Genomic DNA, 25,477 nt, shown 5'->3' on the forward strand with positions numbered 1-25,477 from the left:
TGGCGATGGCCCGGTGGCGCACCGCGCCGGCCAGGCTGCTGTTCCACGAGCCGACCGCCCCCCTGGACCTGGAATCGGCTGGCGCGCGAATTCCGGCGGTGCTTCTATAGTTGCTCTGAGCAGCCATCAGCCAGGGACGTACCATGGAAGATATTTTTGTCGTAAAGCGCTGCAACAAAATCATCATTCAAGGGCGCCGCGCCGGGGAAGCCGCGCACGGCGCACCGGTCGCCGCTCACTGGTACCGCATCGCCGACACCCGCACCGACGGTTTCATCGGCGACGGCTACGACCTGGAGGCGGACGCTATCCGTGAATGCGAGCGGCTCAACGCCGCCAGCCGCCATAGCTGAAAGCCCAGGCACGGGGCGCAGAGAACCGACCCGGCGAACATGAAATTTGTTTCACGGTAAAACCGGCCCGCTCTCGCTACAGTGGACCGTGCTTATTGAAGACTCCCGACTGGCCCACCGCTCCCCCGGTGGGTCTTTTTTATGGGTGCGAAAAAAAGCCCCGCGCATCGGCGGGGCTTTTTATTCATGGGCCTGGCTGGCCGTCGTCACTTGAGCCTGACAGCGGTGCCGGTGACAAAGACCACCACCATGCCGCCACGGCCGCTGGGCATGCTGATCTCGTAGTCCAGGCCGACCACCGCGTCGGCGCGCAGGTCGCGCGCCCGCTCCTTGATCTCGTCGGTGGCCTGGACCCGGGCTTCCTTCAGCGCTCGCTCCAGGGTCTGGGAGCGACCGCCGAAAAAGTCGCGCATGCCGGCGAAGACATCGCGTACCACGTTGATCCCCTGCACGGACTCGGCGCTGACGATATCCAGGTACTGGGCAATCTCGCGCCCCTCGATCGCCTGGGTGGTGGTGATGATCACGGCATTCTCCTTTCGACACGACGCGGCGCCACCGCCCTGAAGCCGACGGCACCGCAAAAAAACGCGATGGTAGCAGACCCTGCCGCGCCCGCCGCAAGGCCAGGCCCTGGCAGCATCGGCCTACAGCCCCCGTCGGCAGCCTGCCGGCGGGCAAAAGAAAACCCGCCAGCCTGTTCCTGATCAGGCTGGCGGGTCAGACATCGAAGGGTTATCGGCTATTGGTGCGCGCCGACCTGCTCTTGTAGCCCGGCAAGGCGGCCGCATAGGCCAGGGCTTCTTCCCGGGTACCGAAGGAACCGAGACGGTCGCCCTTGGTGCAGACCCGCCAGGGGCCGCTGTTGACGCTGACCACGTCGTAGCCGTTCATGTGCATCTTGTTCAGCATGGGAACGCTCATAGATCACCTCCCTTTCGTCAGAGGACGCCCGAGGTTGCCGAAACACCTTACACCCGGTCGGCGCAACCGGGGGCTCCATCCATCGCCCTCTGGCCGGGTGCCCAGACGACCGCCGGCTACCTGCGTTTCAGATCGCCCAGGGGGTCATACGCCCTGGACCTCGGCTCCTGCGCGGTTTTGTCCCGGGGTGCCTTCGCCGGCCCGACAGGGTCCACCTGCGGATCGGCGAGGTCCGGGGAGTCGGGGTCGAATCCGAGTTCGTCCTTGCCAGAGGCATGCTCGGATGAAGCAGGCCCCGTAGGTCTGTTCGCCTTCATGGTTACCTCCTCACAGCGATGGCGCTTCCTTATCAGAGGAGCGTTTGCCCCCAGGGTGCAACGCAACTGACGAATGGCAATCTGAGCCGCAAAGGTCCTCACCAGGCGCCGACAGCGAGTTCCATGACCCTGCTTATGGCGTTTTGAAAGGTCCGTCCGGCCTCGATCGCCGCTGCTGTTATCAACCCGGAACGCGCCCTGCGTTTCGTCGCTCCGTCGTTGCCTGGGCCCTGGCGCAAGCGCACACTGCCTGCAGCTGACGGATCAGCTCCCCCTCTGCAAAAAGCCCGCCCGTGCGGGCTTTTTGTTTGTCTGTCGCCCCCTCGTCACCTCGTTGCCCACGACTGCCCGCGACCTTCGGAACTGGCCTTTACTTCAACCGAGGCCCGCTGCAATCCGTGCGTGCCGCCGCTTCGGGAGCCAGTCATGCACACGCCCTCTGTCCTCATCATCGTCCTGCTGTCGGTGCTCGTCGGCTGTACCAGCGACTCCCACGTCTATCGCCGGCAGCCGCTGGTGGCGAAGGTCGAGACCGGCATGACCCAGGAACAGGTCCGACAGATCGGTGGCGATCCCCTGACCATCAGCCCTCGCACCGTAGAACCCGGCAGTTGCTTCGACTATGTGTTCATCCAGGGCGGTCGCCGGCAGCCGTTCAACGTCAGTTTCGATGGCGCCGGCAAGGTCGATCACACCAGTTTCATCACCTGTGCCGAATGGAGCCATGCCCAGCAGAAAGCCAGGGCACCCGGCAGTGGCTCGGGAGGAATGGGAGGAATGGGAGGTGGCTACTGAAGAGCGCCGCCAGCCGCCGATTGGCTGCGGCAGGCTCGGTCAGTGGCGCAAACGCTGGATGAAATTTCTTTCACTGTGCGGCGAATGCCGATCGGGTAGTTTTAACCCTGCTCATTCAACTATTGGCCCGCTCCCCGCGGGCTTTTTTTTGCCTGGGCGGCGGCAGTGATGAGGTTGGCAGAGGGCAGTCGCCGAGCAGCCGGGACTGGCGCAAAGGCAAATTTCAGGCAAAAAAAAGCCCAAGCAGCTGATGGACACTTGGGACTAAAAATGCATAAACCGTGGTAGGTGAACGCGGGGCTATCTTAGCGCCAACCAGAACTTGTAACAATATATTTTGAGGTTATTTTTACCATAAATTTTTTCTAACCCATTAAATAACCACATGTTTTTTCTGGGGATGGCAGAATCGTCACCTTGTTGACGTCAGTAAAAAATCGCTCTGCGTAGCCTGGGAGCCGAAACGGGCAACTGCTGCGATCAGGGACAGGCGTCAGGCATAGGTAATCACGCATTCGGCAAACGCGGAAAATTCACCCGCCGCCACCGGCCCACAGGTACTGACCAGGCGTGCCGTGAAAGACAAGCGCAGGTCCGGCTCGAACAACGGATACTCAAGACGCCCGGCGCTCCCCAGGCGCATCACTTTGCCCGCGCTGTCCAGCAATTGGACACCGACATTGCGCGCGGAACGGGCCCCTTCATGGTCGTTCATCAGGGTCACGCCATCACTGGTGATGCCATCGAAGTAGACCTGCACCCGGGAGGCGCCCTTGAGCCGGTCCGGGTCGAGTTCGACATCGAAGGACTGCGGCACGCTACCGCCCGCCTGGATCGACTCCACGCTCAGGGTGCCCATCTCGACCACCTGCTCCAGGCCACGACTGCGTCGTCGTGAGGTACTCAGGACGACAGCCTCGAGCGCCCCCTGATCGGGATCTATCGCCCAGGCGGAAGCACTGACCCGGGCGCGAAAATCGAAGAACTTACCAACATTTTGTGGAGGCATCGTTTATTCCTTTAATTGAATGCAAACCTGGGGTCAACGCAGCGATGCGGGCCGTCGCCCCTTCCCTGTCGCCCTGTCTGCTCCGAGCCGTGAACCGGTATCGGCCCGGCAAGCACCGGCAGAGAACACGGACCAGGCGAACGCAGGAACCTTAGAACGGCATGGGAACCAGTGTCCCTAAGAGACGTCCGAAACGCCCCACTGAACAATCAGATGACGCCAGGCGCGATGGCCGACGGTGAATCGGTACGAGGAATGAGGAAGGGCAGCGCGAGCGGTGCTCACGGCTTAGGAAAAAGCCCGGCCTTGCACCGGGCTTTGCTGCGCAGGCAGGATCAGTCCAGGACGTCGTGCAGGACTTCGTAGATCAGCCCGGTCGCGAGGGCCACCAGGATCAGGTCGGTACCGGCCTGCTGCCATTCGTAACCGTCGTAGTGTGGCAGCCTGCCTAGCATGCGGCTGTCCAGTTTCTTGGCGATACCCGGCGGGAGAGGCTTGCCGCGGGCGAGGTTTTTCTGGATCCCGGGCGGCAGCGCGGGCCCTGGCGACCAGTAGTCACGACTGTCGCCGATGATGACCCGGACACCGCCGACGTCGATTTGCGGGCCGTCGTAGCGCCCGCCTTGCCGGTAGTCCTGGGATTTATTGCCTTTATTGCCATGCCCGCCCTGATTGCCGTGCGGGTTGCCCTTGCCATTCCCAGGGTCCGCATGGAGCGCGGTCGAACCGAACAAAAGCGCGGCACTGGTTAGAACAGCTATCAGCGAACGAGTCGTCATCTATGCAAATCCTCTGCGGGGATCCAGGCGGGGTGCCATTCGTCATGACACTCGAACTATAGACAGCCCTTCGCGTCTTAGTTCATGCAAGACCCTCCCCCCTCATCCGTGGAAGCAATCATGCTTTTGAAGAAAACGAATCTCGTGGCTGTCGTGACCTGCGTAATGATGTTGGCCGTGGCTCCCTTGGCCGCTTATGCCAAGGACGGTGGTGGTCATGGTGGCGGCAATGGCGGTGGTGGTGGCAACGGCGGCAGTCATGGCGGCGGTGGCAACAGTGCCGGCAATGGTGGCAGTCATGGCGGCGCGGGTAGTCACTCAGGCGGCATCAGCGGCAAGGGCCACAATGGCGGCCTGAAAAACGACAACGCGGGCAAGGCCGTCCGCAACCTCGGAGAAAACGGCAACCATTACGGTAGCCTGCGTAATGACAGCAACGGCCATGGTTCGACGACCTCCGGCGTAGCCCACTCCAAGGATACCCGCGGCCTGTCCAAGGCCACCGCGATCTCGGCGACCACGCCAGGCGAGCACAACAGCAAAGGCTTGAGCAACGCGGCAGTCTCCACGACCAAGAACGATCGCTAGCCTCCTCCCCGCTGCTCGCCCGTTGACTGGTGTTTAACACCAGCAGCGGGTCAGCAAGGCGTTGGATGAAAAGCCCGGCCCAGTGCCGGGCTTTTTCGTTTGCGCCCGTACAAGCAGGATCAACCGTTCCGGCCACTGGCCTGACCGGCCCCAGGCGGCGCACTGACCGCGCTATCGCCCTGGTGCCGGGCATCGTAAAGCTCGCGGGCAGCGTCCAGTTGCGGGAAGTTGTGTTCGGCCCAGCGGTCCAGGGCGGCCAGGGTATCGACCAGCGAGCGCGCCACGGGCGTGAGTCGGTATTCGACCCGTGCCGGCTTCTCGGCGAAGTCCAGCCGCTCGATCAGTCCATGGCGTTCCAGGCGGCGCAGGGTCTGGGTCAAGACTTTCTGCGAGATGCCTTCGATGCGCCTTAGCAACTCGCCGTTACGCATGGGTTGCCGGGCGATCGCCGGCAGAATCAGCAGCACCCATTTGCCGGAGATCAGCTCCAGCGCATCGCGCGCTGAACAATTGCTGGCGTAGACATCGCCCGGAAACGCCATGGTGGTTACCTCAAGGTACGTAATTGTCAGGCGGCCAGCGCCGGTACAGCATCGCGGAACAGTTTAAGGAGGTCCCCATGCATGTACTAATCGTCCTGGCCCATCCCGAGAAAAAATCCTTCAATGCCCACCTGGCGCAACAGGCGCAAGACACCTGGCGTGCCCAGGGGCACCAGGCCACGGTGCTGGACCTGTATGCCGAGCAGTTCGAGCCACGCGAAGGCGACTGGCACTATTCCAGCCGGCTGGACGCCGGGCACTTCGACACCATGCAAGAGCAGCGGCATCACTGGCATCAGCAAGCCCTGCCCCGCGACGTCGAACGGCATATCGAGCTGCTGCTGCGCGCCGATGCCCTGATCCTGCAATTTCCCTTCTGGTGGTTTGGCGCGCCGGCCATTCTCAAGGGCTGGATGGACCGGGTATTCGTCTATGGCGGGTTGTACCAGAGCCAGCGGCGCCACGAGCGGGGCATCATGCGCGGCAAGAAAGCCCTGGTGGTCTCCACTGCCGGCGCCTCGGCGCAAGCCTGCGCGGCCAATGGCCGCGATGGCGACATGCGCCTGTTGCTCTGGCCAATCCTGCATTCGTTGCACTACATCGGCTTCGAGGTGCTCGAGCCCTATCTTTTCCACGGCGTCCGTAGTGGGCTGGCCGGCGAGGCGCAGGCGCAACAACGAAGCGCTCTCGAGCAGCGAACCCTCGATTACCGGGCCAGGCTCTTGGGCTGGGAGCAATGGCCGGCCATCCCGTTCAACCGGCAGCAGGACTTTACCGAGGAGCTGAGCCTGAAGCCCGGCGCACCGAGCTACAGCCCGTTTGTCCGCCACCTCCCCTGACGCGAACGTGAATTTCCGCCCTCGGCGGCCATGCCATTCGTCCAGCCCCGAACGCCAGGGAGCGTTCCTCATCTACACCTAGAACATGGGACCTCTGGCCCTTTGCCTGCACCGGAGAAACCTGGGATCGGGGCCGGGCATTCGATTCGATGGCACACGAAGCGCCATGCGAAACCGCAGTACCTCAAGCTTCGGGCAGCATTTCTCAAGGAACGGAAAAATGACCACTCACAGCACCCACTGGCATGCCTGGCTGGACACCATGCCCCCCAAACCCGATGAGCTGCATGTTGTAGGCGATGTAGAAGTCGCCAACCCGGGCATCACGGCCTATCTGACGATACGCGTCCCGCAAGGGATCAACCCGGCCATACTCCTGCTGGACCTGCACCTGTTCCAGAGACCGGGACAGTGGATACAACAGATCACCTGCACCCAGGCGCGCTTCAACCGCGTACTGCCGCCCGGATCGCCGCGCTATACCGCGATCGAGATCTTCCAGAACGGCGAGCGTATTGCCTTTATCGACAACATCCCGCACGTATCCTGACTGACTCGCCCTGAGTCAGCGGAGTCGCCACAACCCGGCCGCGACCACCCGCCCTGGAACCGGGTGGCCGCCTGAGCGCCATGCTCGTCGCCTCAATTCCTGTGCAGCTGTTGAATCGCCGTGCGCGAGCTTTTAGCCTGAGCGGCTTCATTCAGGACATGGACGGGACATGATCAGGACATTCGAACAGCGAGACATGGAGGCCGTACTCGACATCTGGCTACGGGCCACGCTGAAAGCCCACGACTTCATCGACGCCTCGTTCTGGCAGTCGCAAGTCGACAACATGCGGCACCTCTACCTGCCGGCCTCGCAGAGCTACGTCATCGAGCAGGACGCGCAAGTGCAGGGCTTCTACTCGCTGCATGAGGACCGGCTGGCTGCGCTGTTCGTCGCCCCCGAATGCCAGGGCCAGGGACTGGGCAAGCGATTGCTGGCCCATGCCAGGACCTTGCGCAGCGTATTGAACCTGGGGGTGTACAAGAACAACACCGCCAGTTGCGCGTTTTATCGGGCGCAGGGGTTCGTGGTGATCCGCGAGCAGACGGACGAACAGACCGGGCAACGGGAATACCTCATGCGCAGCGTTGCGCCGTGAGGCCCCGCCAGGAGCATCAGCGATAAAAAGCCCAGCAACCAGGCTGGGCTCGATCGCGAACGGTGGCTCAGTGCTGCTGCCGCTGCCTTTGCAGCTCGGCCTTCAGCCAGTCGCCGGCCGGTTGCGCGCCCGCCGGGCAACGCACCTCATAGGCCTCGCCACTCATGCTGCTCCGGGTGGCGGCGAGCTCGATAAAGTCCTCCGCACTACTGACCTTATCCTTGCCCTCGAGGTAGTTCAGCTTCTTCTCCAGGTGCGCCCGGGCCTGCAAGGCCGGGTACTCGGTGCCATTGCGCACGAACCGGCAGTCGCTGTGCGAGACGAAATCCAGCAGGCCCTTTATTTCCTTGGCAGCCTGGGGACTGGTTTGCGCGTGCGCCCCACTCGTCGCGGCGGCCAGGCCCAGCGCCGCGATACTCAGCCAGCGGCGCCATTTGTTCGTAGACATCTGCATGATGCTTCCTTGTTTCACGTCGATCAGACTTCGATAGGGAAAGTTGGCTGAACGCCTTGCGTCACTTCAGCGCTGCTTGCCAGTGCAGCCTCCATTCGGGCCAGGAAACCCGGGTTCAACTGGGCTTCGAGCAAATTGACCTGCTCCACCGCCCTCTTCTGCTCGACGATCTTGGCAAGCTCCGCATAAGACAGCCTGGGTGGCGCACTTTGAATAATCACTAAGAGACTTCCTTGGTTGATCCCCACTCCACTGGCTGGGGCTGGCGACAAGTGTATCGCTGTTTTCCGAGTCGACGCGTCCCTGAACGTTTCAATGTCGATACACGCATTCACATGCGCGGTCCCCAGGGAGCGCGTAGGATGATTCGACCTCGACGTTCCTGCGTTGGCCCAAGGAATACCCGACATGAAAACAAGCCGGATAAAAGTTGCATTGATCGCCGCGACCCTGGCCCTGAGCGCCTGCTCTGGCACCCCGACAAGCCACGCCTGCTACTCGGACGCCTGCAAGCTGGGCGGCCACTATACGCAACTGGACAGTGGCAGCCGTGCCTCCGCCCTGGGCAACAGTTACAACGAATACGGTTCGAGCCTTCTGCACGACTGACCCGGCGGCCTGGAGCAGAGCCAGGCTGATTCACTCTCGTGCCCCTCCCTTCGTGCTCGCGGAATAACCTGTCGCTACTCTCCCCATGGCAAGCGCCGCATGGGTGAACTAGCGTTAGGACTTGCAATGCCCTGGTCAGCCGTTCGCCAGAAACCTCGGTTAACATTCCGCCATTGGGAGGGACTCCAATGCATCCGCTAAAGACTCAACTATCCGCAATAGCTTCCACGCTGTGCCTGACGGCCTTTTCCACCAGCCTGTTCGCACAAGTCTTCGTCTGCACGAACTCGAACACCGATCCGAACTGCAATAACTACACCGCCATAACCGCCACTCAACAAGCGCTGAAGCCCAGGACGCCCGACGAACCTACCGTCGACCAGGCCCTGAAGGATGCGGGCCATGACTCGGTTAGAAATGGCTATAACTCTGTCGGCAATACCAATCTCTATCTGAAAAGTGACCTGTGGCACCTGGGTGGAGACAACCAGATGTCAGCCGAACACCTGACGGCTTATGTCTATAAGAACGATCAGAAAGTAAGAACCTGCCATGTCTTCTCGACGTACCTGCCCACACAAAAAGTCTATCGAACGACCTGCGACAAATGACACCACCGCTCCTGCAAAACGCCCGGTCTGGTACCGGGCGTTTTTGTGTGTGCTTGGTCACTGCGGCGGGAAAGTTTGCGCGATATCACGGGTTCCTCTTGCCTCGAACCCTGTGTCCATCAAAAGCCCGGCCCTCCCGCCGTAGCACACTTCAAGCTTCCAATGATGAATATATGTTCATCAAGAACATGCTCCGATGCGTCTAGTCTGCGGGTTCCGACATAGTGACTACAGGAGTTGCCCACCATGTTCTCGCACGCAAGCGTCCCGCTGACCCTCCTCCTCATCATCATGCTGCTAGGCGTGATCGCCGCCTTCCTCCATCCGGTACATGCGTTGACTTCCTGGCTTCGAAAGCGGCGTAAAGGATCTTCCTCCCAGGCAGCCAGAAAAGTCAGTTCACGCTGAGTTTTTCCCTCAACGGGCCCGGCCAAGCCCGGGCTTGTTGCACCGGTACGAAGCCTCCTCAGCCTCCTTTGGCGCCAATCACAACGTGCTGGTTACTCCAAAGTGGGGAGAAACAAAAAAACCAGCGCGGGCGGGGCTTTTGCCACCGCGCAGATCCCCCGCTGTGGACGTCTCCCCGTAGGTCAAAGATTGCAGCTGTATTGATATTCGAAGGGGAAAAAGACGGTATCGACCACCAAAGAAAACGGCGCGTCGATCAGTAAAAAGGGAATCAGTTTTCCTTTGGAAGTGCCCACCAGCCACCAGTCAAACCGAAGACCAATGTATGGGCAGCGGTGCTTGTCATAGTCCATGCGCATGGCGGTTGCCATACACCCACTCAGACTGGCAATCAGCACCAGCAAAATCGCGTTTCGCAGCACGTAACGTCCTTATTACTTCTTTGTGCAGAGCGGCATAGGTCACACCCCCGCGGTGATGACCGAAGATGACATCCGCAAGCGAATAGATAAAAAGCTCATGCCTACCCGGTAATGGCGGAAAGACTTTTTAGATTGCGGGAAAAACACAAAGGGCTTGCATCCGCTTTCGCTAGCAAGCCCTTGTAATAGATGGTGCCCGAAGCCGGAATCGAACCGGCACGCCCTTACGAGCGGGGGATTTTAAGTCCCATGCGTCTACCAGTTTCGCCATTCGGGCGGTAGCGCGGTGTTGCCACCTGAAAGGCTTGAAATGCCTGAGTCCTTTCAGTGCCTTGCGGCAAGGGGGTGAAATATATACATCCCCTCCCCTCGAAGCAAGTTCGCTGGCGTCAAATTCAAGACCGCGTCTTGAGTCAGGCCAAACATAAAAAGGCTCTGCAAATCATCGATCTACAGAACGCCTTCGAGACATCGCGGCCATGATCGGCGCGGGTGGATCTGCACTCCACCGACACAACCAGGAAGCGCGGCAGATTAGCACATCGAACAGGACGTAACCATATGATTTTAAAAGGCTTACACGGATAAAAAGCGCATCACGACCCTCTAGGTGCCGCTGCCAACGCCCTCCACGGCCCGTGCATAGGCGACCGTCGCCACTTCGATCATGGCCTTGCGCTCGTCCAGGTCGATGATGCCTTTCTCCCGAAAGTGATCGACCATTCGCAGCAATTCGTCGTACTGCTCGCGCGCGTCCATGCGGATTTCGGGGGAAGTCAGCAAGTCATGAAAGGCGGAAAACGCCTGCACCTTCGTGTCGTCGTACATGGCCAATACTCCAGGAGTGTGTTCGGTAGAGGCCGCCATGTTTCAGGGGGTTCGCCGTGTACGACGTACGGTAGGCAGCGCGGACTACGACATCGTTGCGCCGCGCTTTCGGGCATCAATCGTCCGGGTTGTGCTCGGAGAAGGCTTGGTTCAACAGCGCCTGGACGACGTTGTCCGGGTTGCCCAGCAACTGTTTATCGAAAGCCTTGCCGTCAGCCGAACGGCTGGCCAGCAACCCCCAGGACTGCTGGCCATCGGCACTGAAAACCACGATCAATTGGTGGTCCGCACAGTCGTGCGGCTTGCACATATGACCGACCGTGAAGCTTTTCCCGCCCGCCGAAACTTTCTCCACCGGCGTCGCGGTGCCCTCGGCCTTGCTGACCCAACTCGGGAAGGCAAGCATCTGCGCATAGGCTTGCTTGTAGGGAGCCTTGCTCACCAGCTCAGGCAGATACTGCTCGGCCGACGCGGCTGCGGCCATCAGCGAAAGGGACAATCCACCAGCCAGGAGGACAAAACCGTTTGCTCTCATCGTCAATAACCTCTGTTGAAGAAGCGATGACTGTCGGACGGGAGAGCGCTACAAAAGTTTCCTGCGTCTTGAAGCCTGTGGCAGCGCCTGGCAACAGGCCCTACCTGCGAATAGACGCCCACCCTGACCAGTTGTTGGCCGTTCAGCAATCCCTCGTAAACACACCTGGCCGGGCGAGCGGGGAGCACTCTATCCGCAGCGCTCGCGCCTGTCCCGTAGAGGATTCTGAAAGCTGAACAGATTCAGCTGGACATCTCCAGGCATCGTCTGGACAACCGCAGTTATATCCAAGCGAAATAAACAATCGACCCGCTAACGAACATCGAGCGCTCTACAGGAAGCCCTACACCAAAGTTCGAAACAGCAGAATATAAATATATCGAAACACAATTTGCCACTCGTCGGAACAGTCAAGATTTAACCCCAAGAGCAACTTGCGTTTACCCGCTCAAGAGCTTGACTCTTCTCTTGTCTACGATTGCAAGGAGGCAACCGGACCCCGCCAATTCGGCACATCCTGCTGCCTCACCCCTTACTCGCCCGCGTATCAGAAGGGCTTCTCCAGTGAGTTAACCTAACTACGAAGTTCTCGTAGCAGTGGCAAGTCTGCACGTGGTTTATCAATAGGGAGCCAACTCATGGAATGCACTAATCAAAAAGGAATATGAACATGAGCATCACAGTCACTAATGGTTCAAGCGGCATCGTTAAAGTTGCAATCAGTACATGGAGTAAAGATGGCAACGATGATTTCTGGCCACTGGATCCAGGCAAGGGCGATACATGGGGCCGCAACGACCCCAGGGGCTACTTGATGTCCGTGCAAAACAGGGCCAACACCAGCGAGTACTACGTCACCTTCAACAGCCTGATTGTGGTCGAGGACAACCTCGTAAAAGATCGCGGCCAAACGCTGAGCCCACTGGCGTCGGTCGGGCAAAGAAACGTAGCAAACGCGTGATCGACGCAGCACCGGAAGACAAGCCGTGGAATCGTCGGCTTTCTTCCACGCAATAAAAAACCCCGTAGATCATTGATCTACGGGGTTTTCAGTTTGGAGGCCGAGGTCGGAATCGAACCGGCGTAGGTGGATTTGCAATCCACAAACAAAACGTTATTTTTCAGTATGTTATGAACATTTCAGTTCCGCAACGTTAATAATTCACCACACTCACAGGCCTTTGAATTCAAGCACCTGATGATAGGTTGCGGAACTGATTTTACCCTCCTCCGGCGTCCTGCCGACCGCCCCCCTCCCCCTCACTCAGCACGACACCACCACGACTGCGCATAGAGCACTTCGCCGATCTGCTCGATGCCATTCAAGTTCATCCCGCCATGGGACATACTGGTGATTTTCACGTCATGAAGCCGCGGGAGAATGTCAGGCCCAGTGCCCGAGACAAAAACCCATGCACTGAAGGTAGCCCGGCCAAGCTGCTCGTTCCGACACTCGTAGATGTGAATATCGCCCTTAACCGGCGGCGTTCGCCTGAGCTCTTCTTTCGACAGCGCGACCCCATTGCGACGGCGAGGGGTAATCAGGAAGTACATGGCAAGCTCTACACTGTATAAAAATACAGCATGCTACTCACAAGGCGCCGACCATCAATCGGGCACTGACGAATGGAATGTCCATCGGTCTACCGTGAGCGAAGCTCCCCAATTTATCGAGAGGATCAGCGGCCCAGCGCCCTGACGTAATCCTGGCACGCCTGCAGGGCGATCAGTCCCCGGTCGCCGTCGTCGGTGATGCCGACAATTCGTTGAGCATGCGCCGGGTCAAGTCGGGCGCGTGGGGCTCCATGAACCATGCCGCCGGGGGTGGCGGTGGCAGACACGTTGCAGCCACTGGCTGAATCCGCGGTGTCGAGAAGGACTGACAGGCGCAGATCAGCAGTGGCAAGGCGGTCGCGCAGGCGACCTTGATCACGTTGTGCATCGCTCAGTGCTCGGTAATGGGTTTGGTCGTTGGCCTGCAGCTGTTGCTCCAGGGCCAGACGCTTGTCCTGTTCGGCCTGCTGCTGGGCGGTGGCGGCGCTGGCGATCGCAGCAAGATCATCCTGGTGACGTTGCGCCTGCTCGGCGAGCTGCTTCCCGTAGCGCCAGGCCTGAGCCTTCCAGGCCGCTGTCGCGCCGGCGGAAATCAACAGGAACGCCAGCACCAGCACGCCCAGTAGTTTCTGCACCGGCGCCATCACGGCACATCCTTGAAGAAGACGTGCTGCCCGATACGCGCCGTTTGCCTGGCCTTCGCCGCCCAGGCCGGGGCCCTGGCCATGGTTGTCGCGTAGTAATGCGTAGCGCCACCGGTTGGGTCAGGCACCGCGTCGCCCATAACCTGATCAGCTGCACGCTGAGCCTGCGCGAGCTGCCCGGCGGGGATCGGCTTAGCGCCGGTCAGGAACGGATAGTTCGGGTCGTTCTTGTTCCAGGAGCTGAATTGGTAAGGCGCCTGGCACACGCCGGCATAGCCCTCGCCCCACCAGGACTTGGGCCGGCCATCGTTCACGCGGTTGCGGATCGTCCAGGCCACGGCGATCTGCCCTGCCAGCCCTTCCCCGCGGGCTTCGCCCCACAGTGTGCGCGCGAGGATGTCGCGGTCTTTCTCGGTTGCAGTCATCACTTTTCTCCAGGCAAGAAAAAGCCCGCTCAGTGGCGGGCTGTTATTCGGTTTCAAGGGCGGCGGGCGGTGGCGACGGTTCCGGCTTCGGCATTTCAAGCCGGACGTCGATCCAGCTGTTGAGCGGAACGTCAAGCGGAGCGCCGCGACCTGGGATCATTTCGCCGTCTTCAGAGAGCGTCCAGCGCTGCTTGAACAGACGGATAATCACAGTGCCGTCTTCCGCCTGTTCACTCTCGGTGATGCCGAGCGTGCCGCCGCCGTCCGGCGAACAAGGATCCTGCGTGCGCCAGCCTTCAAGGGCCAGGCCCAGGCTGCCGGTCACGCGGTACTCGCCAATGCCCAGACGTTCAACATTCACACCGCGCGCCTCATCGTTCGCCACGCCCCACTCGCCGGCCGGCTCGAACGTCTGCTCGTCGAGGTCGCGGCGCACGCTGTCTGCGACGTTCGCAATGCGCACGATCGGCGAAGCAGCGGACAGCGCGCCGCCGGAACCGCGGGTTGTGTTGCCCGTGTGGTAGACCTCCATCGCAAGCCCGAAATTGCCGCCATTGACACCTGTCGAGACCCGGAAATACATCTTGTTGACGGAGAGGCCCATGGGGAAAAAGATCTGGGCTTCATAGTTGTTGTTATATGGAACTCGAACCAGCGATGCATAAGAAATGCCGGAGGACGAAGGACCGGCGGCAACTTTGTACATTCCGCCACCCTGCGGGCTTCCCACTTGCGCGTTCCCAGGCGAGTCATAGCCTGTCGCGTCGGGTGCAGCGACCATGCCAATACCCGACGCTGACTTCGTTGGCCAGGGTGCTCCTGCCGCGGTATCCGCGCCCGTGCCGCCCCGCGCGATCGGCAGCACCGTCGGCAGCGCTGACGGAGATCCTGTTGCGCCGAGGGCCGCATAAAGCTCGTCGAAGTTGCCGTTGATCTTGATGTTGGCGCTGCGCGGTGTGTCCCCGCCGACGCCCGTCGGGGCGGTCCCCAGGGTTACCGTTTGCTTTGACATTTGAATGCTCCAATTACTGGTAGGGAAACGGAAGGCCGGCAGTTCTGATCACAAGTGCCGTTGGATACCTATCCGTCGGGATGTTCCGGAAGCTGTTTCCCGACGGCGTTCCGGGGCCTGACGGGGTATTTCCTTTCGTTGTGGCTCCGGCTGCGCCGAACATAAAACTGATGCCGCCAACCCTTCCGTATGCACCCTCAGAAACGGTTACGGTCAGCCCTGTATCGGCGCTGCCATTCAAGCAAACCGCAGAGCGGGCCCACGGGAGATAGGCGGCGTACTCCTCGCCCGCCAGCCCGATGTCTACTCGACTATCAAGCGCTGGGGAGTAATTTGGCGCTACAAGACCTCGCCGCTGAACGTTGTATCCGCCGCTGTAGGTTGTCCCCCACCAGTCAGGCCATGCTGGCGGGTGTGCAGGTGGCGGCGGCGCCTGGACTGCTGCCAGCACGTTCAAGGGTGGCTGTAGCGAGTTGAACGAGATCCTGCCGTCCTCGAGACGCGTCTTCAGGTAGGGGCTGCCCGGGATGTTGTCGGCCATGAGATCAAAGCAGTAGAACCGCGTATTGGCATCGGCGTTGATGTAGATGAACGTCATGCTGCTGCCCGACCGGGAAACCCCGTTCAGGCAGCCAGGGCCAGTGATAAACACGATTGGCGATAGCGCATTCGTCACCGTGAAACCGTAGGCGGGATCTCCGCGCTGCGGGTCAGACTCAGGCGCCCAACTCGCGCCGTCGCTCGGGTCAAGCTGCGCGGACCTCAGGTAGTACCTGGCCCAGTTCTCGATAAAGGCAAGGTTTCCGCTTTTCACAAGCCCGTAGCAGATCTTGCTGGTATCGAACAGAAGCTCCTCGGTGTCTTTGGTAACAACCAGTCTCGCGACCATCAGTAGTACCCGTAGTAAATCTGGCAGTTGGCCGAGAAGTAGCCCCAGCCGTTTGTGTTGTATGAGTAGCTCCAGGAAAGGGTCGTGCCGGACAGTGTCACCCCCGGCCGCTTCCCCTTCTCCCGCTGCAGGTCCACCAGCGGCACGACGATGAAGAACATGGTCTTGCCCGCCGGCGGCAGCGGGATCGAGGCAGAGCCATTGGCCCCGCCGGTCACCACGCTGCCAACCATCTGGCTGATCTTCATCGTCATATCCACCAACACGACATCGCCGGCGGTTTTCAGGGTCATGCCGGTCATAGGCTCATCTCGATGCCTACCACGCCGTTCGGGTGATAGAACTTGATGGATGTGTTGTTGATCTGCAGACGCCCGGCACCGTTGCTGCCGTTCATTTCCCAGGCGCCGGTTCGTGGCAGCATCCAGCCTGTCGTGTTCGGCACGTAGTCGAGGGAGTACAGCGCCCCGCCGATCTTCCCGTTGGTGATCGATGCATCGAGGACGAACAGCGAGTTGATGAACGTCTGGCCGTTCTGCACCACAAACGGCGCGGAGGGCGAGCCGCCCAAGCCGTTCACTACTGCGAAGCGGTCAGCACTCACAAGGAACTGGCTCTGGAACACACCACCCTGGTTTTCAATGCCCAGACCGATGCCCGCGGCGATGTAGCGACCGTTTGAATCAACCTGCATCTTCACCGACCACATCGTCGAGGCCTTGCCGTCGAGCGCCACCTGGGCCTGGCTGACCGTCTGAATCGCGGCGCTGTTCTGCCCCATCTGCACATTGACTTCGTCAACGCGCTTACCGGTGGCCACGTCGCCCTCGATCAAAGCGGACTGCACCGACCAAACGCCGACATACCCTTGCTCTGAGCCGGCGTAGCTGGTTTCCTCGCCGGCCATTGCCGGGTTGACCTGGACATAGATTCCGTCCACTCGCTCCGCGGTGGTGGTGACCTTGCCGTCCAGCGCTGTGACCGTCGACTTGAGAGTGCTCAGGCCAGTCGCCGTAGCATTCACGCCAGTGACAGGATCGTTCACCGTGGCTTTCACTGCATTTAGCTGGGACGCCTGCGCAGTGATCTCGTTGCCGTGCTGCGCGATGGTTGTGCTGTTCTGCTGAACCTGAGTTGCGAGCGCGTTCACCGTCTGAGCGACAGTACCGATATCGATCCAGTAGGCAGCGTTGGGCGGTGCCGCGCCTGCTGGCACAGCCGTAATGGCTTGATACAGGTGCTGCCCTTGGCGGACGATCTCGTTTACCGCGTAAGTCTTTGACGGGTCGTACTCGAGTGCATCCACGATCTGTTCAATGAGCCCTTCAAGCTCTTCCTTGGTTGCCTTGATGCGTGAGTTGACAGAACCAGGGCCATCTCCGTCGACCAGATCAATACGGTTGCTCAGGTGCTGCCCAAGGGCCGACTCCGTGATCTGGCCAAGGAAGTGCTTCTCGTATTCGGTCGGGTCTGAACTGGCCTGGCCGTTGACGCCAATCCCCGTCGGATACCAGGGGCCGACGTTGCCGGTGCGGTCGACAAGGCGCGCCCAGAAGAAGAACGACGCCCCGGCCAGGATGTTTTGCATTTCGTGCCGAGCCTGCGGGTAGGCGAAGTCACCCAGCTTGATCGCGTCAGCCTGCGACGTGGTCTTGCTGTACCAGATCTCCGTCCGTTGCGTGTCCTCGGCGCCCGCGGGGAAGCCCCAGTCAAGGCGAATGCCGTAGACCAGGCTCGTCGGGGTCAGGAACGACACCGCCGGCGGCAAGCCCTCCTTGCCCTTGAGCTGGGTCAGGTTCGAGTTCTTCCAGATCGACGTGATGTCGAAGGCGCTTACCGCGCGCACCCGGGCCACATATGCACCGGCATAGATGCCAACAACATCGACCGACGCGGTGCCGGTGCGCTGCAGGCGGATCCAGTTGCCGCTGTCTTTACGCCATTCGACGTCATATGCGACCGCACCTTCCACCGCTGGCCAGGAGATATTCATGGTGGCCACGGCCAGGCCCTGCGACACGACCGAGGTCGAGGCGACGGTGACGCTCGCCGGCGGCGGCACGGTGGTCACAGGGATGACGCTGACAGGCCGTTCCTCGAGCTTGGCGCCGGTATCAATCGCCGCAAACTTGCTCGGGTTGAACTCCAGCGCTGTGATCTCGTATTCACCCTCGGTCGTGCGCACACGCTTGAGGACGCGGAACAGTTGGACGGCCAGGTCGTCGTAGTCGATCGCCCACTGCAGCTCAGGCTCTGGTTGCAGCGCGAAGGCAGTAGTCACGGTCACGGCGCGGCCGCTTACAGATTGCACGGTCCTGCCCTGGGCGGTGCCGTTGGGCAGGTTGACGATCAGGCGGTCGCCCGCCTTGATCGGCGTGTCCCGGTCCAGGGTAACCACACGGCCAGCAGCGGCCGAGATTCGCCCGCCGTTCGGACGGCCGGCCACCAGCTCATCGGCAACCGGAATCACGAAGCCGGGAAGCACATTCGCGCCTTCAATGCCCGTCTTGAACGTGACGGTGCGGTCCTGGCTGTTGCTCAGCAGAGCCCACTTGCCGCGGCGCTGGGCCTCGCTGGCTCGCGTGCAGCCGATCGCCGAGATCTCGATGGGCCGATCCCGAAACCGGCGCTGCAGAGCAATGTCGGTGACAGGAATCACGTCCGTGTCGTAGTTGTTGGCCGGGTTGTCGTAGCTCACCAGTGCGCGGCTGTAGTGCGTGTCGCGCCCGGCGCCGCCATAGACAAAGTCGCCGTCGATGACGTTCGACCTTGTGAAGACGTAGTCGATATCCTGCGCGCGCGGCATGTCGGCCTGCATGTACAGCGAGCCCTGGGCCCAGTAAACCATGCCCCGGTATATCGCCGAGAGGTCGCGCAGCAGCGTCCAGGCCTCGGCTTTGCCTTGCAGGTTCAGGTCGCACAGATACCGCGGCTCCTGGCCACCCACGCCGTCCGGCACAAGCTGGTCGCAGTACTGCGAGATGCGGTACATCTCCCACTTGTCGACCATCCATGGCTGGATTCGCTTGCCCAGGCCGAACAGATCGTTGACGCACAGACCGTAGGTGGCCCAAACAGGGTTGTTGGTCCAGGCCTGCTTAAAAGTGCCATCCCACACGCCGGTGTAAGTACGGGCCACCGGGTCATAGTTGCTCGGCACGGGCCAGCGCTTCGCATTGCAGTCAACAGTTACCGCCGGGATGTTCTGGAACTGCTCGGCATTGAACTCGATGTACAGCAGCGCAGTATTCGGGTAGCGCAGTTTCTGATCGATGATCTCGGTATAACCCGCGATCAGCATCTGATCCGCAATCGTTCCGCTGTTGGCGTTTGGCGTGATGCGGCGAACCCGAAAAGTCCAGCCGGAGGTGGCCGGCGGGAGGTTTACGGGTTCAGAGCGCTGGTAGCCGTTGGTGGTCTTGCCGTCCACGGCGCCCAGGAGTGACTCAACGAACGCCCCACCATCGGTAGAAACGTCGATGGCGTATTCGATTCGATAGCCGTTGGTGTTGCCGCTGCTGTCCTGGCTCACCAAGCGCGGCCAGGAAAAGCGCACACGGAATCTGGAAAGCTGGGTGTTGCTCAAGGTCCGAGTGAATGGCGCGTCACTGCGCAGCTCCACGTTTACGGTCGTCTCGTTCTCGATCGCCGAGATACCCTGAATGTAATCCTGCTCCACCGAGCCCGAACGCCACTCCCACTTAACGCCCGGGAAGTTCACGTTGCCGCTGGCATCGCGGATCGGCGTGTTGTCGAGATAGATGTCACGATCCGTCGGCGTGTCGTCGAACTCGCCTTCTCCCACCGCCAGCAGGATCTTGGCGACGTTCGTCGATTGCAGGCTGTCCGGGGCTTCAACCGGGTTCTTCGGCTTCTTCTCGCCGCCCTTGGCGCCGGTGACTTCTGTTAGGAGTGCTGCGCCCATGCTTTCCTCCGGGCAATAAAAAACCGCCCTGAGGCGGCTGGTGGTGTTTCGTCGCGGCTGCTATGCCTTGTCCTCGGCAAGGATCGAGGCGGAGATAATCGCCCCGCCCCAGCGGCGCTTGCCGATGCAGATAGGGACGGGGTTGCCGCTGGCTGTGGTGTTCTTGGCGCTGCCAAAAGCGTATGAGGGTAGGTTCTCCGCCGCTCCGCTCATGGACAGACCTTTTGCCTGGGGGCTGAGCATCTGGATAACGCCGCCAGCTGTTAATGCGATGCCAGCTGGAGCCAATGCTGGAAACCAAATGCTTGCGACGAGCAGAGCCGCACCTACAATCGTCTGCAGCAGTCCGCCGCGCTTACTCCCCCCAACCACCGGCACTATCCGTATCTCTCTAGAACCGCCACGCATTAACTCGGCAGCGCCAACATTCTTTCGATTACGGAAAATCGCGAACTTCATCCCGAGGCTATCAAGTCGCCTTACCTCCTCTGCAAACCCTGGAATAGTTGCATCTAATGCTCTTGTTGCTTCTGCGACGCTTCCGGTATCCAAAAACCTCCGGTGGGTTCGCCCAAAGCTGCGGGCAAGCGAGCCAGACAGTTTTATAACTGCCATAGGATTGTAGTGCGCAACGGTAGCCGCCATGGTTTTCTCCGGGCATAAAAAATTGGCGGCGTCAAGTCATTTTTGAAAATGGCTTGATGGCCGTAAGTCTATATGGGGTGCGGGTTTAGCTCTACTTCGGGCCGCTTTGCGGAGCTGCGGCGTTGCGGGCTGGGAGCCACATAAGAGCATCGCGGTAGAAAGCCGGAGCGTGCTGCATCGGGGACGATTGCCAGCAGACGGCGGACGCATTTGATCATGATAGCCCAATCGGCCATCGTCCTCCAGAACGAAGAACGCGCAGCCTTGGGCTGCGCGTTCGAGGGATGGCCGCCAGTGGAAACCGGCATCATCAGCTTGGCTTGGGTGGCGCGGCTCTGGTCGCGCCACCCTTCCTGAATCCCCGATCCCCGGCCATGAATGCCTCCAGCATGTGCGGGATCAGCGTGGCCGCATCGACCGCCTCGCCATATGCCTGCGCGTGCAGCGCGGCGTAGCGGTCGAGGTCGGCTTTCAGGCTGGCCGGGCAAGCGAAGGTCAGCTTCGTGGATTCCGTTTTCGGCAGCGGCCCGAGCCGCAGCTTCTTGGTCGTGCTCATCGAGAAGTCCCCCGGTTGAAGAACAAGGGCTAGTACGGCCGCAGTACCAGATCGCGGTTGACGATGATGCGAACCGGCAAGCCCGGCCGCTCGGTCAGCGTCGGCTGGATGTTCATGTTGCGCCGGGTCATCTCCTGACCGACCTGATTGATGCTGTCCTGCGCGCTGTCGCGCCCGGCGATGATGATGCGATCACCGTCCTGCCGGTTCTCCGGCGCGGCCAGCTCGGCACCGACACCCAGCAGCGTGGTCAGCGCCGCGCCGGCGAAGATGCGATCCCAATGCCAGTCCACATCGTCCTCCAGTCCGGCATAGCCGGCTGGGTCGGTGCCGGCCAGGTTGTCGAGCGTCAGCGATGACGTGTCGGGCAGGATGATCCGGTTCCACACCACTTGCACCCGACTCTGCCCGTAGCTGACCTGGCTGTTGTAGCGGCCTAGGATGCGCGATCCCTGCGGGATCAGCAGGAACTTGCCCGTGGCCGTGTCATAGACCGGCTCCGTCACCGTGGCGATCACGTCGCCGGGCAAGTCCGACTTGATGCCCGTCACCAGCGCCCCGGCAACCACCGTTCCGGCCATGACCTGATACGGCGAAGCCGGCAGGGTCAGATTGCCGGAATTGCGGGTTTCCGTGGTTCCGGCTTTCTGGAACGCCTCTTTCTGGTCTTGCCGGTTCTGCACGGCGGTCGGGTCGGCAGGCTGGGCCGCCGTTGAGGCCGGCCCGGCGGCCAGCGGGTCGAACGCCGCATTGGCGGCGAAGCCCGGCGTGGCGGCAGCCTGCGTCTGCGCCACCGGCGCGGCCTTCTGCGAACCGGAGCGGAAGAACACCGAGGAACCCGCCGCGGCTTCGGCCTCCTTGCGCCGCGCGTCGCGCTCGGCCGCCGCCGGGTCTTGGCCGGGCGGCGTGTAGCTGGCCACCGCCGGCTGCTGCTGCGCATTGACGATGGCTGGGCCGAGGTCGCCCGGCAGCGGTGGTCCCAGCTCCGGCACGTCGGGCGGCAGCTTCGAGTAGTCGGCCGGAAGCTGGTCGAGTCCTTCGGAGCGCGAGACGCGATCCACGTTGTAAAGCTCGGCCTGCTCGTTGGCCCCGCGCCGCTGCGGTTGCAGCGACCACATGAGCGCACCGAGCACGGCGACCGACAGGCCGCCGGCGAGGATGGCTAGGGTGCGCCGGTTCAGGCGCGTGACCGGCTGCGGCTGCGCCCGCAGCGTCACCGCTTCCGGGGCGACCTTGCCCGCCTGCGGCGTGGCGAGGTCGGGAGTGTCGTCCTGGCTCATGGTCAGTTCCCCCGCGCGATGCCGTCGGTGCGCTCGATGCGTACCACGTCGCCCTTGTCGCCACCGAGGCGCAGTTCGGCCGCGCCGAACAGCCTATCCACGATGTAGTAAGGCGGACGGAAACGGTAGTTCACCAGTTGCCCGTCACCCTGCGCGCCGATGACGAACAGCGGCGGCAGTTCGCCTTGCGCGATGCCCGGCGGGAACTGGATATAGACCTTCTCGCCGTCATCGAAGGCGCGTAGCGGCTTCCACGGCGGATTGCTGCCGCTGACCGCGTAGCGGAAGCGGATCTTCTCCAGCGACAAGCCGGTATCGACCGGCGCGGCGGCGCTGGCCGCCTGCGCCTGGCGCTGCAAGGCCAGCATCCGGTCTTTCGGGTAGTCCCAGGACACCGAAGCCATCCATGCACGCTCGGTCGAGGTCAGCTCCAGCAGGTATGTCCTGCGGCTGGTGGTGATGACCAGATTGGTTTTCAGGCCCGAGCGGATGGGCTTCACCAGCACGTTCACGCGCAGCGCATCGCCGCTGCCGCTGGACGTGTCGCCCACGATCCAGCGCACGGTATCGCCGGCGGCGACCGTCACCAGTTCCTCGCCGGGCTGGAGCGAAACCACGGTCACGCGCCCCGGCGCGGCATAGACCTGATAGAGCGCGCCATCGGTGAAGGGCCACACCTGAATCGCGTTGACGTAGCCCTCGCGCGTGGGCGCGATGCGCGCCTCGGCGTTGGCCTTGGACACGCGCACCGTTTCGTCGGCCGGCTCCGGCGCCGGCTTGGCCTCGTCCACCTCCGGCAGCGGCTTCATCTGCGCCGGCATCGGCAGCACCTTCGGCACCTCCACAACTTCGATCGGCTTGGGTGGTTCGGGAAACGGCTGCGCCTGCACTGGCTCATCGAGCGAGATGGGCGGTGGCGGCTTGCCCTGCGTGGCGCAGCCCGACAGGGCCAGCAGCATCAACGGCAAAATGTAAAAGCGGAAAGGCAGGTTCATGGCTTGGCTCCTTCGGACGAATCCAGCTCGCGGCTCCACGACAGGCCATTGACGTAGATGCCGAGCGGGTTGCGGCGCAGGCGCTGTTCGGTGCGTGGGGTTTGCAGGACGATGGACACCACGGCCGTCCATCGCTCCAGCCCCGCAGCGGCGCCATTGACGTAGCGGCGTTCCGTCCAGCGCACGTTGAAAGACGTGTCGCTGGCGCGCACGACACTGGTGATCTGCACCGTCACCGATTCGCGGCCGATGCGGGCGAACGGGTCATTGGTGCGGGCGTAGTCGTTGAGCACGGCCGCGCCCTTGTCGGTCGTGTAGTCGTAGGCATCGAGCCAGTTCTGGCGCACCACGATGGGGTCGATGGACAGCGAGCGAACCAGCGTGACGAAGTGCGCCAGATGGAAAGCGATCTGTGCATCGGCGGGTCGGTACGGCGTGGCGGCTTCGCCGACCGTCCGCACCTGGCCGGCCTGATCGACCTCGATGACGTAGGGCGTGACGATGGACTGCGCCGAGCGCCACACCAGGCCGCCCGCCATCAGCAGCGCGAGCACCAGGCAGCCGAAGGCCATCAATCGCCAGTTCTTCGCCTGCACGCGGGCCGAGCCGATACGGTCGTCCCATACCTGCGCGGCGGATTGATACGGGGTGGCCGGCTGCGGCGTGTCGGCATAGCGCACCTGCGGTCGCTTGAATCGCATGGTCGTTTCTCCTTATGAATCGGAATCGCGCAGGCTCGGGCCTTGCCCGGAGCCGCCACCGTCGCCACCGCGCAGCGTGTGGGCGGCGGTCGTGGCTGCATGGGTGATCTGCTGGCGGCGGTGCATCCGCTTGGCCCAGGCGGGTTGTTCCTGCTTCTGCGGGTTGGCCGCGCCGTCGGCGGCTTGGCCGGATGCAGCCCCGCCATCCGCCGCCGAGCCGTTCCACCCGGCGCGGAAAGAGCGGGTCATCTTCTGTGCGGCACCGGACGCGCCGGATGCGGCGCTGCGCCCGGCGGCCTGTGCGCCGGTCTTGGCGACGTTGCCGAGGCCGGCCATCGCGCCCTTCGCGCCGCCGCCCGCAGCGGCGGAACCGGCCTGGAATGCCGACCGGGCGCTGCCGGCCGCCGAGGTGGCGGCACGCGCTCCCGCGCCGGCCAGCTTCGCGGCGGCGGGTGCCATTCGCGCCCCGGCGGCCACTGCACCGCCTACGCCGGTCGCGGCGGCACCGATGGCGACGGCCGTGCCGGCGGCACCGATCGCCGCGCCGGCCATTGCGCCGGCGCCGAGTTGCGGCGCACCAGACACCAGGCCCGTGGCGATGCCCGGCCCGTAGATGCCTAGCGCCAGCAGCGCGAGCGAGGCCAGCATGATGACGAGCGCATGGTCGATGGATGGCTCATCGGGATGAACCTGGAACTCCGCGAACAAGCCCGAGCCGATGCCGACGATGACGGCCAGCACCAAGACTTTGATGCCCGCCGAAACCACGTTGCCAAGCACCTTTTCCGCGAGGAACGAGGTCTTGTTCCAGAGGGCGAACGGCACCAGCACGAAGCCGGCGAGCGTGGTCAGCTTGAACTCGATCAGCGTGATGAAAAGCTGGATCGCCAGCACGAAGAAGCAAAGCACCACGACCAGCCAGGCAATGAACATCACCACGATGGGATCGAGGTTCACGAACACCTCGGGGAAGCCGGCCATTTCGCCGATCTGGTCGAGGATCGGCGCGGCGGCGTCGATGCCGGTTTTCGCCAGCCGCCCCGGCTGGAGAAAGTTCTCCATCGTGATGGCCGAGCCGGTGGCCGTGATTCCCAGGCCGGCAAACGAACGGAACACGATGCCGGCCAGCAGGTTGAAGTTGTTGATGATGTAGGCGAAGGCACCGACGTAGAGCACCTTGCGCAGCAGCTTGGCGATCACGTCCTCGCCCTGGCCGGTCGCGTGGCTCATCGCCCAATACAAGCCGGCGATGGTCATGTCGATGACGATCAGCGTGGCGGTCAGAAACGCCACTTCGCCTTGCAGCAGCCCGAAACCGGAGTCGATGTAGCGCGAGAACGTGTCGAGGAAGCGGTCGATGATGGTCACGTCATTCATGGCGTGTCCTCCCCGGCAGGTTCATCGAAGCTCGGCGGGATCGGCGGCAGTTCGGCCAGCGAGCCGTATTCGTCCGGCCCGGTGTGGCCGGCGAAGAAGCGCCGCCGGAACGCTTCGGCGGCGGCGCGGCAAGCGTCCTCGCCTGCGGCCTGCATGACCTGTTGTGGATGGGCCGCGCATTGCGCACGCAATGCCTTGAGCCGCACCGGATCGGCGGCCAGGGTATCGGCCAGGTCGCCGGCCTGCTGCTGGCCGCACGCGGTCAGCAGCAGGGCCAGCAGCGAAGCCGGCAGGACAAGGACGCATCGCATGG

Annotated in this window: 33 protein-coding genes, 1 tRNA gene and 1 pseudogene; 9 read left to right on the forward strand and 26 right to left on the reverse strand. The window is 62.1% G+C overall.

Annotated features, from left to right (window positions below; genetic code table 11):
- Positions 1-143: 143 nt before the first annotated feature.
- Positions 144-353, forward strand: coding sequence for a hypothetical protein (locus TO66_RS17715; protein WP_044463507.1), 210 nt, complete (start codon positions 144-146; stop codon positions 351-353).
- 206 nt (positions 354-559) lie between these two features.
- On the opposite strand, the gene TO66_RS17720 is transcribed toward TO66_RS17715, so the two are convergent.
- From TO66_RS17720 to TO66_RS33995, 3 genes are all read right to left on the reverse strand, one after another.
- Entirely contained in the window at positions 560-880 is a 321-nt protein-coding gene (locus TO66_RS17720; protein ID WP_044463508.1) for a YbjQ family protein, read from the reverse strand.
- 208 nt (positions 881-1,088) lie between these two features.
- On the reverse strand, positions 1,089-1,277 hold the full coding sequence (locus tag TO66_RS17725; RefSeq protein WP_044463509.1) for a hypothetical protein: 189 nt from the start codon (positions 1,275-1,277) through the stop codon (positions 1,089-1,091).
- Between the two features lie 116 nt (positions 1,278-1,393).
- On the reverse strand, positions 1,394-1,594 hold the full coding sequence (locus tag TO66_RS33995) for a DUF6021 family protein (protein ID WP_044463510.1): 201 nt from the start codon (positions 1,592-1,594) through the stop codon (positions 1,394-1,396).
- Positions 1,595-2,020: 426 nt separating this feature from the next.
- Here TO66_RS33995 and osmE point away from each other — a divergent pair, with 426 nt between their 5' ends.
- Positions 2,021-2,389: an osmotically-inducible lipoprotein OsmE gene (osmE, locus tag TO66_RS17735; RefSeq protein ID WP_044463511.1), complete on the forward strand. Its 369-nt coding sequence runs from the start codon at positions 2,021-2,023 to the stop codon at positions 2,387-2,389.
- Positions 2,390-2,882: 493 nt separating this feature from the next.
- Here the strand turns inward: osmE and TO66_RS17740 are convergent, their stop codons facing one another.
- Positions 2,883-3,398 carry a fimbrial protein gene (locus tag TO66_RS17740; protein WP_044463512.1) on the reverse strand — a complete coding sequence of 172 codons (516 nt, stop codon included), beginning with the start codon at positions 3,396-3,398 and terminating at the stop codon, positions 2,883-2,885.
- Between the two features lie 335 nt (positions 3,399-3,733).
- Positions 3,734-4,177 (reverse strand): anti-virulence regulator CigR family protein, encoded by a 444-nt coding sequence (locus tag TO66_RS17745; protein WP_044463513.1) that lies wholly within the window; start codon positions 4,175-4,177, stop codon positions 3,734-3,736.
- Positions 4,178-4,609: 432 nt separating this feature from the next.
- Here TO66_RS17745 and TO66_RS34315 point away from each other — a divergent pair.
- Positions 4,610-4,765: pseudogene (locus TO66_RS34315) on the forward strand (hypothetical protein); the annotation flags it as partial.
- A gap of 119 nt (positions 4,766-4,884) precedes the next feature.
- On the opposite strand, the gene TO66_RS17755 reads toward TO66_RS34315, so the two are convergent.
- Positions 4,885-5,307: a helix-turn-helix domain-containing protein gene (locus TO66_RS17755; protein WP_044463515.1), complete on the reverse strand. Its 423-nt coding sequence runs from the start codon at positions 5,305-5,307 to the stop codon at positions 4,885-4,887.
- Between the two features lie 77 nt (positions 5,308-5,384).
- Here TO66_RS17755 and TO66_RS17760 point away from each other — a divergent pair, with 77 nt between their 5' ends.
- The 3 genes from TO66_RS17760 to TO66_RS17770 all read left to right on the forward strand — a co-directional run bounded on the left by TO66_RS17760 (position 5,385) and on the right by TO66_RS17770 (position 7,294).
- A complete protein-coding gene (locus TO66_RS17760; RefSeq protein ID WP_044463516.1) occupies positions 5,385-6,146 on the forward strand; it encodes an NAD(P)H-dependent oxidoreductase in 762 nt (253 codons plus the stop codon).
- 220 nt (positions 6,147-6,366) lie between these two features.
- Positions 6,367-6,696 carry a hypothetical protein gene (locus TO66_RS17765; protein WP_044463517.1) on the forward strand — a complete coding sequence of 110 codons (330 nt, stop codon included), beginning with the start codon at positions 6,367-6,369 and terminating at the stop codon, positions 6,694-6,696.
- 169 nt (positions 6,697-6,865) lie between these two features.
- Entirely contained in the window at positions 6,866-7,294 is a 429-nt protein-coding gene (locus TO66_RS17770; RefSeq protein WP_080925944.1) for an N-acetyltransferase, read from the forward strand.
- A 67-nt stretch (positions 7,295-7,361) separates the two neighbouring features.
- Here TO66_RS17770 and TO66_RS17775 read toward each other — a convergent pair whose 3' ends face one another.
- The gene (locus TO66_RS17775) at positions 7,362-7,748 is read right to left on the reverse strand and encodes a DUF5329 domain-containing protein (protein ID WP_044463519.1); all 387 of its coding nucleotides are present in this window, start codon (positions 7,746-7,748) and stop codon (positions 7,362-7,364) included.
- A gap of 23 nt (positions 7,749-7,771) precedes the next feature.
- Positions 7,772-7,969 carry a hypothetical protein gene (locus tag TO66_RS32055; protein ID WP_052506135.1) on the reverse strand — a complete coding sequence of 66 codons (198 nt, stop codon included), beginning with the start codon at positions 7,967-7,969 and terminating at the stop codon, positions 7,772-7,774.
- A gap of 187 nt (positions 7,970-8,156) precedes the next feature.
- Between TO66_RS32055 and TO66_RS17785 the strand changes: the two genes are divergently transcribed.
- Together TO66_RS17785 and TO66_RS17790 are read left to right on the forward strand one after the other, a co-directional pair.
- The gene (locus TO66_RS17785) at positions 8,157-8,357 is read left to right on the forward strand and encodes a hypothetical protein (RefSeq protein WP_044463521.1); all 201 of its coding nucleotides are present in this window, start codon (positions 8,157-8,159) and stop codon (positions 8,355-8,357) included.
- Between the two features lie 188 nt (positions 8,358-8,545).
- A complete protein-coding gene (locus tag TO66_RS17790; protein ID WP_044463522.1) occupies positions 8,546-8,968 on the forward strand; it encodes a hypothetical protein in 423 nt (140 codons plus the stop codon).
- 590 nt (positions 8,969-9,558) lie between these two features.
- Here the strand turns inward: TO66_RS17790 and TO66_RS17795 are convergent.
- The 4 genes from TO66_RS17795 to TO66_RS17810 all read right to left on the reverse strand — a co-directional run bounded on the left by TO66_RS17795 (position 9,559) and on the right by TO66_RS17810 (position 11,110).
- A complete protein-coding gene (locus TO66_RS17795; RefSeq protein WP_044463523.1) occupies positions 9,559-9,798 on the reverse strand; it encodes a YceK/YidQ family lipoprotein in 240 nt (79 codons plus the stop codon).
- Between the two features lie 190 nt (positions 9,799-9,988).
- Positions 9,989-10,075: transfer RNA gene (locus TO66_RS17800), tRNA-Leu, on the reverse strand.
- A gap of 329 nt (positions 10,076-10,404) precedes the next feature.
- Positions 10,405-10,626 (reverse strand): hypothetical protein, encoded by a 222-nt coding sequence (locus TO66_RS17805; RefSeq protein ID WP_044463524.1) that lies wholly within the window; start codon positions 10,624-10,626, stop codon positions 10,405-10,407.
- Between the two features lie 115 nt (positions 10,627-10,741).
- Positions 10,742-11,110 (reverse strand): Ivy family c-type lysozyme inhibitor, encoded by a 369-nt coding sequence (locus TO66_RS17810; RefSeq protein WP_227698282.1) that lies wholly within the window; start codon positions 11,108-11,110, stop codon positions 10,742-10,744.
- Between the two features lie 721 nt (positions 11,111-11,831).
- On the opposite strand from TO66_RS17810, the gene TO66_RS17815 reads away from it, so the two are divergent.
- A complete protein-coding gene (locus tag TO66_RS17815; protein ID WP_044463526.1) occupies positions 11,832-12,122 on the forward strand; it encodes a hypothetical protein in 291 nt (96 codons plus the stop codon).
- 299 nt (positions 12,123-12,421) lie between these two features.
- Here TO66_RS17815 and TO66_RS17820 read toward each other — a convergent pair whose 3' ends face one another.
- The 14 genes from TO66_RS17820 to TO66_RS17885 all read right to left on the reverse strand — a co-directional run bounded on the left by TO66_RS17820 (position 12,422) and on the right by TO66_RS17885 (position 25,475).
- Positions 12,422-12,715 carry a hypothetical protein gene (locus TO66_RS17820; protein ID WP_044463527.1) on the reverse strand — a complete coding sequence of 98 codons (294 nt, stop codon included), beginning with the start codon at positions 12,713-12,715 and terminating at the stop codon, positions 12,422-12,424.
- 125 nt (positions 12,716-12,840) lie between these two features.
- Positions 12,841-13,359 carry a lysis system i-spanin subunit Rz gene (locus TO66_RS17825; RefSeq protein ID WP_044463528.1) on the reverse strand — a complete coding sequence of 173 codons (519 nt, stop codon included), beginning with the start codon at positions 13,357-13,359 and terminating at the stop codon, positions 12,841-12,843.
- The gene (locus TO66_RS17830) at positions 13,359-13,784 is read right to left on the reverse strand and encodes a cell wall hydrolase (RefSeq protein ID WP_044463529.1); all 426 of its coding nucleotides are present in this window, start codon (positions 13,782-13,784) and stop codon (positions 13,359-13,361) included. Before TO66_RS17830 ends, TO66_RS17825 begins: the two co-directional genes overlap by 1 nt.
- Positions 13,785-13,827: 43 nt before the next feature.
- Entirely contained in the window at positions 13,828-14,796 is a 969-nt protein-coding gene (locus tag TO66_RS17835; protein ID WP_052506136.1) for a hypothetical protein, read from the reverse strand.
- A gap of 13 nt (positions 14,797-14,809) precedes the next feature.
- On the reverse strand, positions 14,810-15,685 hold the full coding sequence (locus TO66_RS17840; RefSeq protein ID WP_044461124.1) for a hypothetical protein: 876 nt from the start codon (positions 15,683-15,685) through the stop codon (positions 14,810-14,812).
- Positions 15,685-15,987, reverse strand: coding sequence for a hypothetical protein (locus tag TO66_RS17845; protein WP_044461123.1), 303 nt, complete (start codon positions 15,985-15,987; stop codon positions 15,685-15,687). Before TO66_RS17845 ends, TO66_RS17840 begins: the two co-directional genes overlap by 1 nt.
- Positions 15,984-19,610, reverse strand: coding sequence for a phage tail protein (locus tag TO66_RS17850; RefSeq protein WP_044463530.1), 3,627 nt, complete (start codon positions 19,608-19,610; stop codon positions 15,984-15,986). Before TO66_RS17850 ends, TO66_RS17845 begins: the two co-directional genes overlap by 4 nt.
- Positions 19,611-19,670: 60 nt before the next feature.
- Entirely contained in the window at positions 19,671-20,255 is a 585-nt protein-coding gene (locus tag TO66_RS17855) for a tail assembly protein (RefSeq protein WP_044463531.1), read from the reverse strand.
- A 310-nt stretch (positions 20,256-20,565) separates the two neighbouring features.
- Entirely contained in the window at positions 20,566-20,811 is a 246-nt protein-coding gene (locus TO66_RS17860; RefSeq protein WP_044463532.1) for a DUF2274 domain-containing protein, read from the reverse strand.
- A 29-nt stretch (positions 20,812-20,840) separates the two neighbouring features.
- A complete protein-coding gene (locus tag TO66_RS17865; RefSeq protein WP_044463533.1) occupies positions 20,841-22,091 on the reverse strand; it encodes a TrbI/VirB10 family protein in 1,251 nt (416 codons plus the stop codon).
- A gap of 2 nt (positions 22,092-22,093) precedes the next feature.
- Complete coding sequence (gene trbG, locus TO66_RS17870) at positions 22,094-23,086, reverse strand: P-type conjugative transfer protein TrbG (protein WP_023104054.1); 993 nt, start codon at positions 23,084-23,086, stop codon at positions 22,094-22,096.
- A complete protein-coding gene (gene trbF / locus TO66_RS17875) occupies positions 23,083-23,787 on the reverse strand; it encodes a conjugal transfer protein TrbF (protein WP_023104055.1) in 705 nt (234 codons plus the stop codon). The genes trbG and trbF overlap by 4 nt, the downstream gene beginning before the upstream one ends.
- Before the next feature lie 12 nt (positions 23,788-23,799).
- On the reverse strand, positions 23,800-25,164 hold the full coding sequence (gene trbL / locus TO66_RS17880; protein ID WP_042933693.1) for a P-type conjugative transfer protein TrbL: 1,365 nt from the start codon (positions 25,162-25,164) through the stop codon (positions 23,800-23,802).
- Positions 25,161-25,475, reverse strand: coding sequence for a hypothetical protein (locus tag TO66_RS17885; protein ID WP_042933694.1), 315 nt, complete (start codon positions 25,473-25,475; stop codon positions 25,161-25,163). The genes trbL and TO66_RS17885 overlap by 4 nt, the downstream gene beginning before the upstream one ends.
- Positions 25,476-25,477: the final 2 nt, after the last annotated feature.

It is taken from the genome of Pseudomonas sp. MRSN 12121 (assembly GCF_000931465.1).
Taxonomy (GTDB): domain Bacteria; phylum Pseudomonadota; class Gammaproteobacteria; order Pseudomonadales; family Pseudomonadaceae; genus Aquipseudomonas.

Bases quoted from the DNA above. Each gene is read 5' to 3' on its own strand.
- TO66_RS17715 (WP_044463507.1), top strand. From the start codon at position 144: ATGGAAGATATTTTTGTCGTAAAGCGCTGCAACAAAATCATCATTCAA.
- TO66_RS17725 (WP_044463509.1), bottom strand. From the start codon at position 1,277: ATGAGCGTTCCCATGCTGAACAAGATGCACATGAACGGCTACGACGTG.
- TO66_RS33995 (WP_044463510.1), bottom strand. From the start codon at position 1,594: ATGAAGGCGAACAGACCTACGGGGCCTGCTTCATCCGAGCATGCCTCT.
- osmE (WP_044463511.1), top strand. From the start codon at position 2,021: ATGCACACGCCCTCTGTCCTCATCATCGTCCTGCTGTCGGTGCTCGTC.
- TO66_RS17740 (WP_044463512.1), bottom strand. From the start codon at position 3,398: ATGCCTCCACAAAATGTTGGTAAGTTCTTCGATTTTCGCGCCCGGGTC.
- TO66_RS17745 (WP_044463513.1), bottom strand. From the start codon at position 4,177: ATGACGACTCGTTCGCTGATAGCTGTTCTAACCAGTGCCGCGCTTTTG.
- TO66_RS17755 (WP_044463515.1), bottom strand. From the start codon at position 5,307: ATGGCGTTTCCGGGCGATGTCTACGCCAGCAATTGTTCAGCGCGCGAT.
- TO66_RS17760 (WP_044463516.1), top strand. From the start codon at position 5,385: ATGCATGTACTAATCGTCCTGGCCCATCCCGAGAAAAAATCCTTCAAT.
- TO66_RS17765 (WP_044463517.1), top strand. From the start codon at position 6,367: ATGACCACTCACAGCACCCACTGGCATGCCTGGCTGGACACCATGCCC.
- TO66_RS17770 (WP_080925944.1), top strand. From the start codon at position 6,866: ATGATCAGGACATTCGAACAGCGAGACATGGAGGCCGTACTCGACATC.
- TO66_RS17775 (WP_044463519.1), bottom strand. From the start codon at position 7,748: ATGCAGATGTCTACGAACAAATGGCGCCGCTGGCTGAGTATCGCGGCG.
- TO66_RS17785 (WP_044463521.1), top strand. From the start codon at position 8,157: ATGAAAACAAGCCGGATAAAAGTTGCATTGATCGCCGCGACCCTGGCC.
- TO66_RS17790 (WP_044463522.1), top strand. From the start codon at position 8,546: ATGCATCCGCTAAAGACTCAACTATCCGCAATAGCTTCCACGCTGTGC.
- TO66_RS17805 (WP_044463524.1), bottom strand. From the start codon at position 10,626: ATGTACGACGACACGAAGGTGCAGGCGTTTTCCGCCTTTCATGACTTG.
- TO66_RS17810 (WP_227698282.1), bottom strand. From the start codon at position 11,110: ATGGCCGCAGCCGCGTCGGCCGAGCAGTATCTGCCTGAGCTGGTGAGC.
- TO66_RS17815 (WP_044463526.1), top strand. From the start codon at position 11,832: ATGAGCATCACAGTCACTAATGGTTCAAGCGGCATCGTTAAAGTTGCA.
- TO66_RS17820 (WP_044463527.1), bottom strand. From the start codon at position 12,715: ATGTACTTCCTGATTACCCCTCGCCGTCGCAATGGGGTCGCGCTGTCG.
- TO66_RS17825 (WP_044463528.1), bottom strand. From the start codon at position 13,359: ATGGCGCCGGTGCAGAAACTACTGGGCGTGCTGGTGCTGGCGTTCCTG.
- TO66_RS17830 (WP_044463529.1), bottom strand. From the start codon at position 13,784: ATGACTGCAACCGAGAAAGACCGCGACATCCTCGCGCGCACACTGTGG.
- TO66_RS17835 (WP_052506136.1), bottom strand. From the start codon at position 14,796: ATGTCAAAGCAAACGGTAACCCTGGGGACCGCCCCGACGGGCGTCGGC.
- TO66_RS17840 (WP_044461124.1), bottom strand. From the start codon at position 15,685: ATGGTCGCGAGACTGGTTGTTACCAAAGACACCGAGGAGCTTCTGTTC.
- TO66_RS17845 (WP_044461123.1), bottom strand. From the start codon at position 15,987: ATGACCGGCATGACCCTGAAAACCGCCGGCGATGTCGTGTTGGTGGAT.
- TO66_RS17850 (WP_044463530.1), bottom strand. From the start codon at position 19,610: ATGGGCGCAGCACTCCTAACAGAAGTCACCGGCGCCAAGGGCGGCGAG.
- TO66_RS17855 (WP_044463531.1), bottom strand. From the start codon at position 20,255: ATGGCGGCTACCGTTGCGCACTACAATCCTATGGCAGTTATAAAACTG.
- TO66_RS17860 (WP_044463532.1), bottom strand. From the start codon at position 20,811: ATGAGCACGACCAAGAAGCTGCGGCTCGGGCCGCTGCCGAAAACGGAA.
- TO66_RS17865 (WP_044463533.1), bottom strand. From the start codon at position 22,091: ATGAGCCAGGACGACACTCCCGACCTCGCCACGCCGCAGGCGGGCAAG.
- trbG (WP_023104054.1), bottom strand. From the start codon at position 23,086: ATGAACCTGCCTTTCCGCTTTTACATTTTGCCGTTGATGCTGCTGGCC.
- trbF (WP_023104055.1), bottom strand. From the start codon at position 23,787: ATGCGATTCAAGCGACCGCAGGTGCGCTATGCCGACACGCCGCAGCCG.
- trbL (WP_042933693.1), bottom strand. From the start codon at position 25,164: ATGAATGACGTGACCATCATCGACCGCTTCCTCGACACGTTCTCGCGC.
- TO66_RS17885 (WP_042933694.1), bottom strand. From the start codon at position 25,475: ATGCGATGCGTCCTTGTCCTGCCGGCTTCGCTGCTGGCCCTGCTGCTG.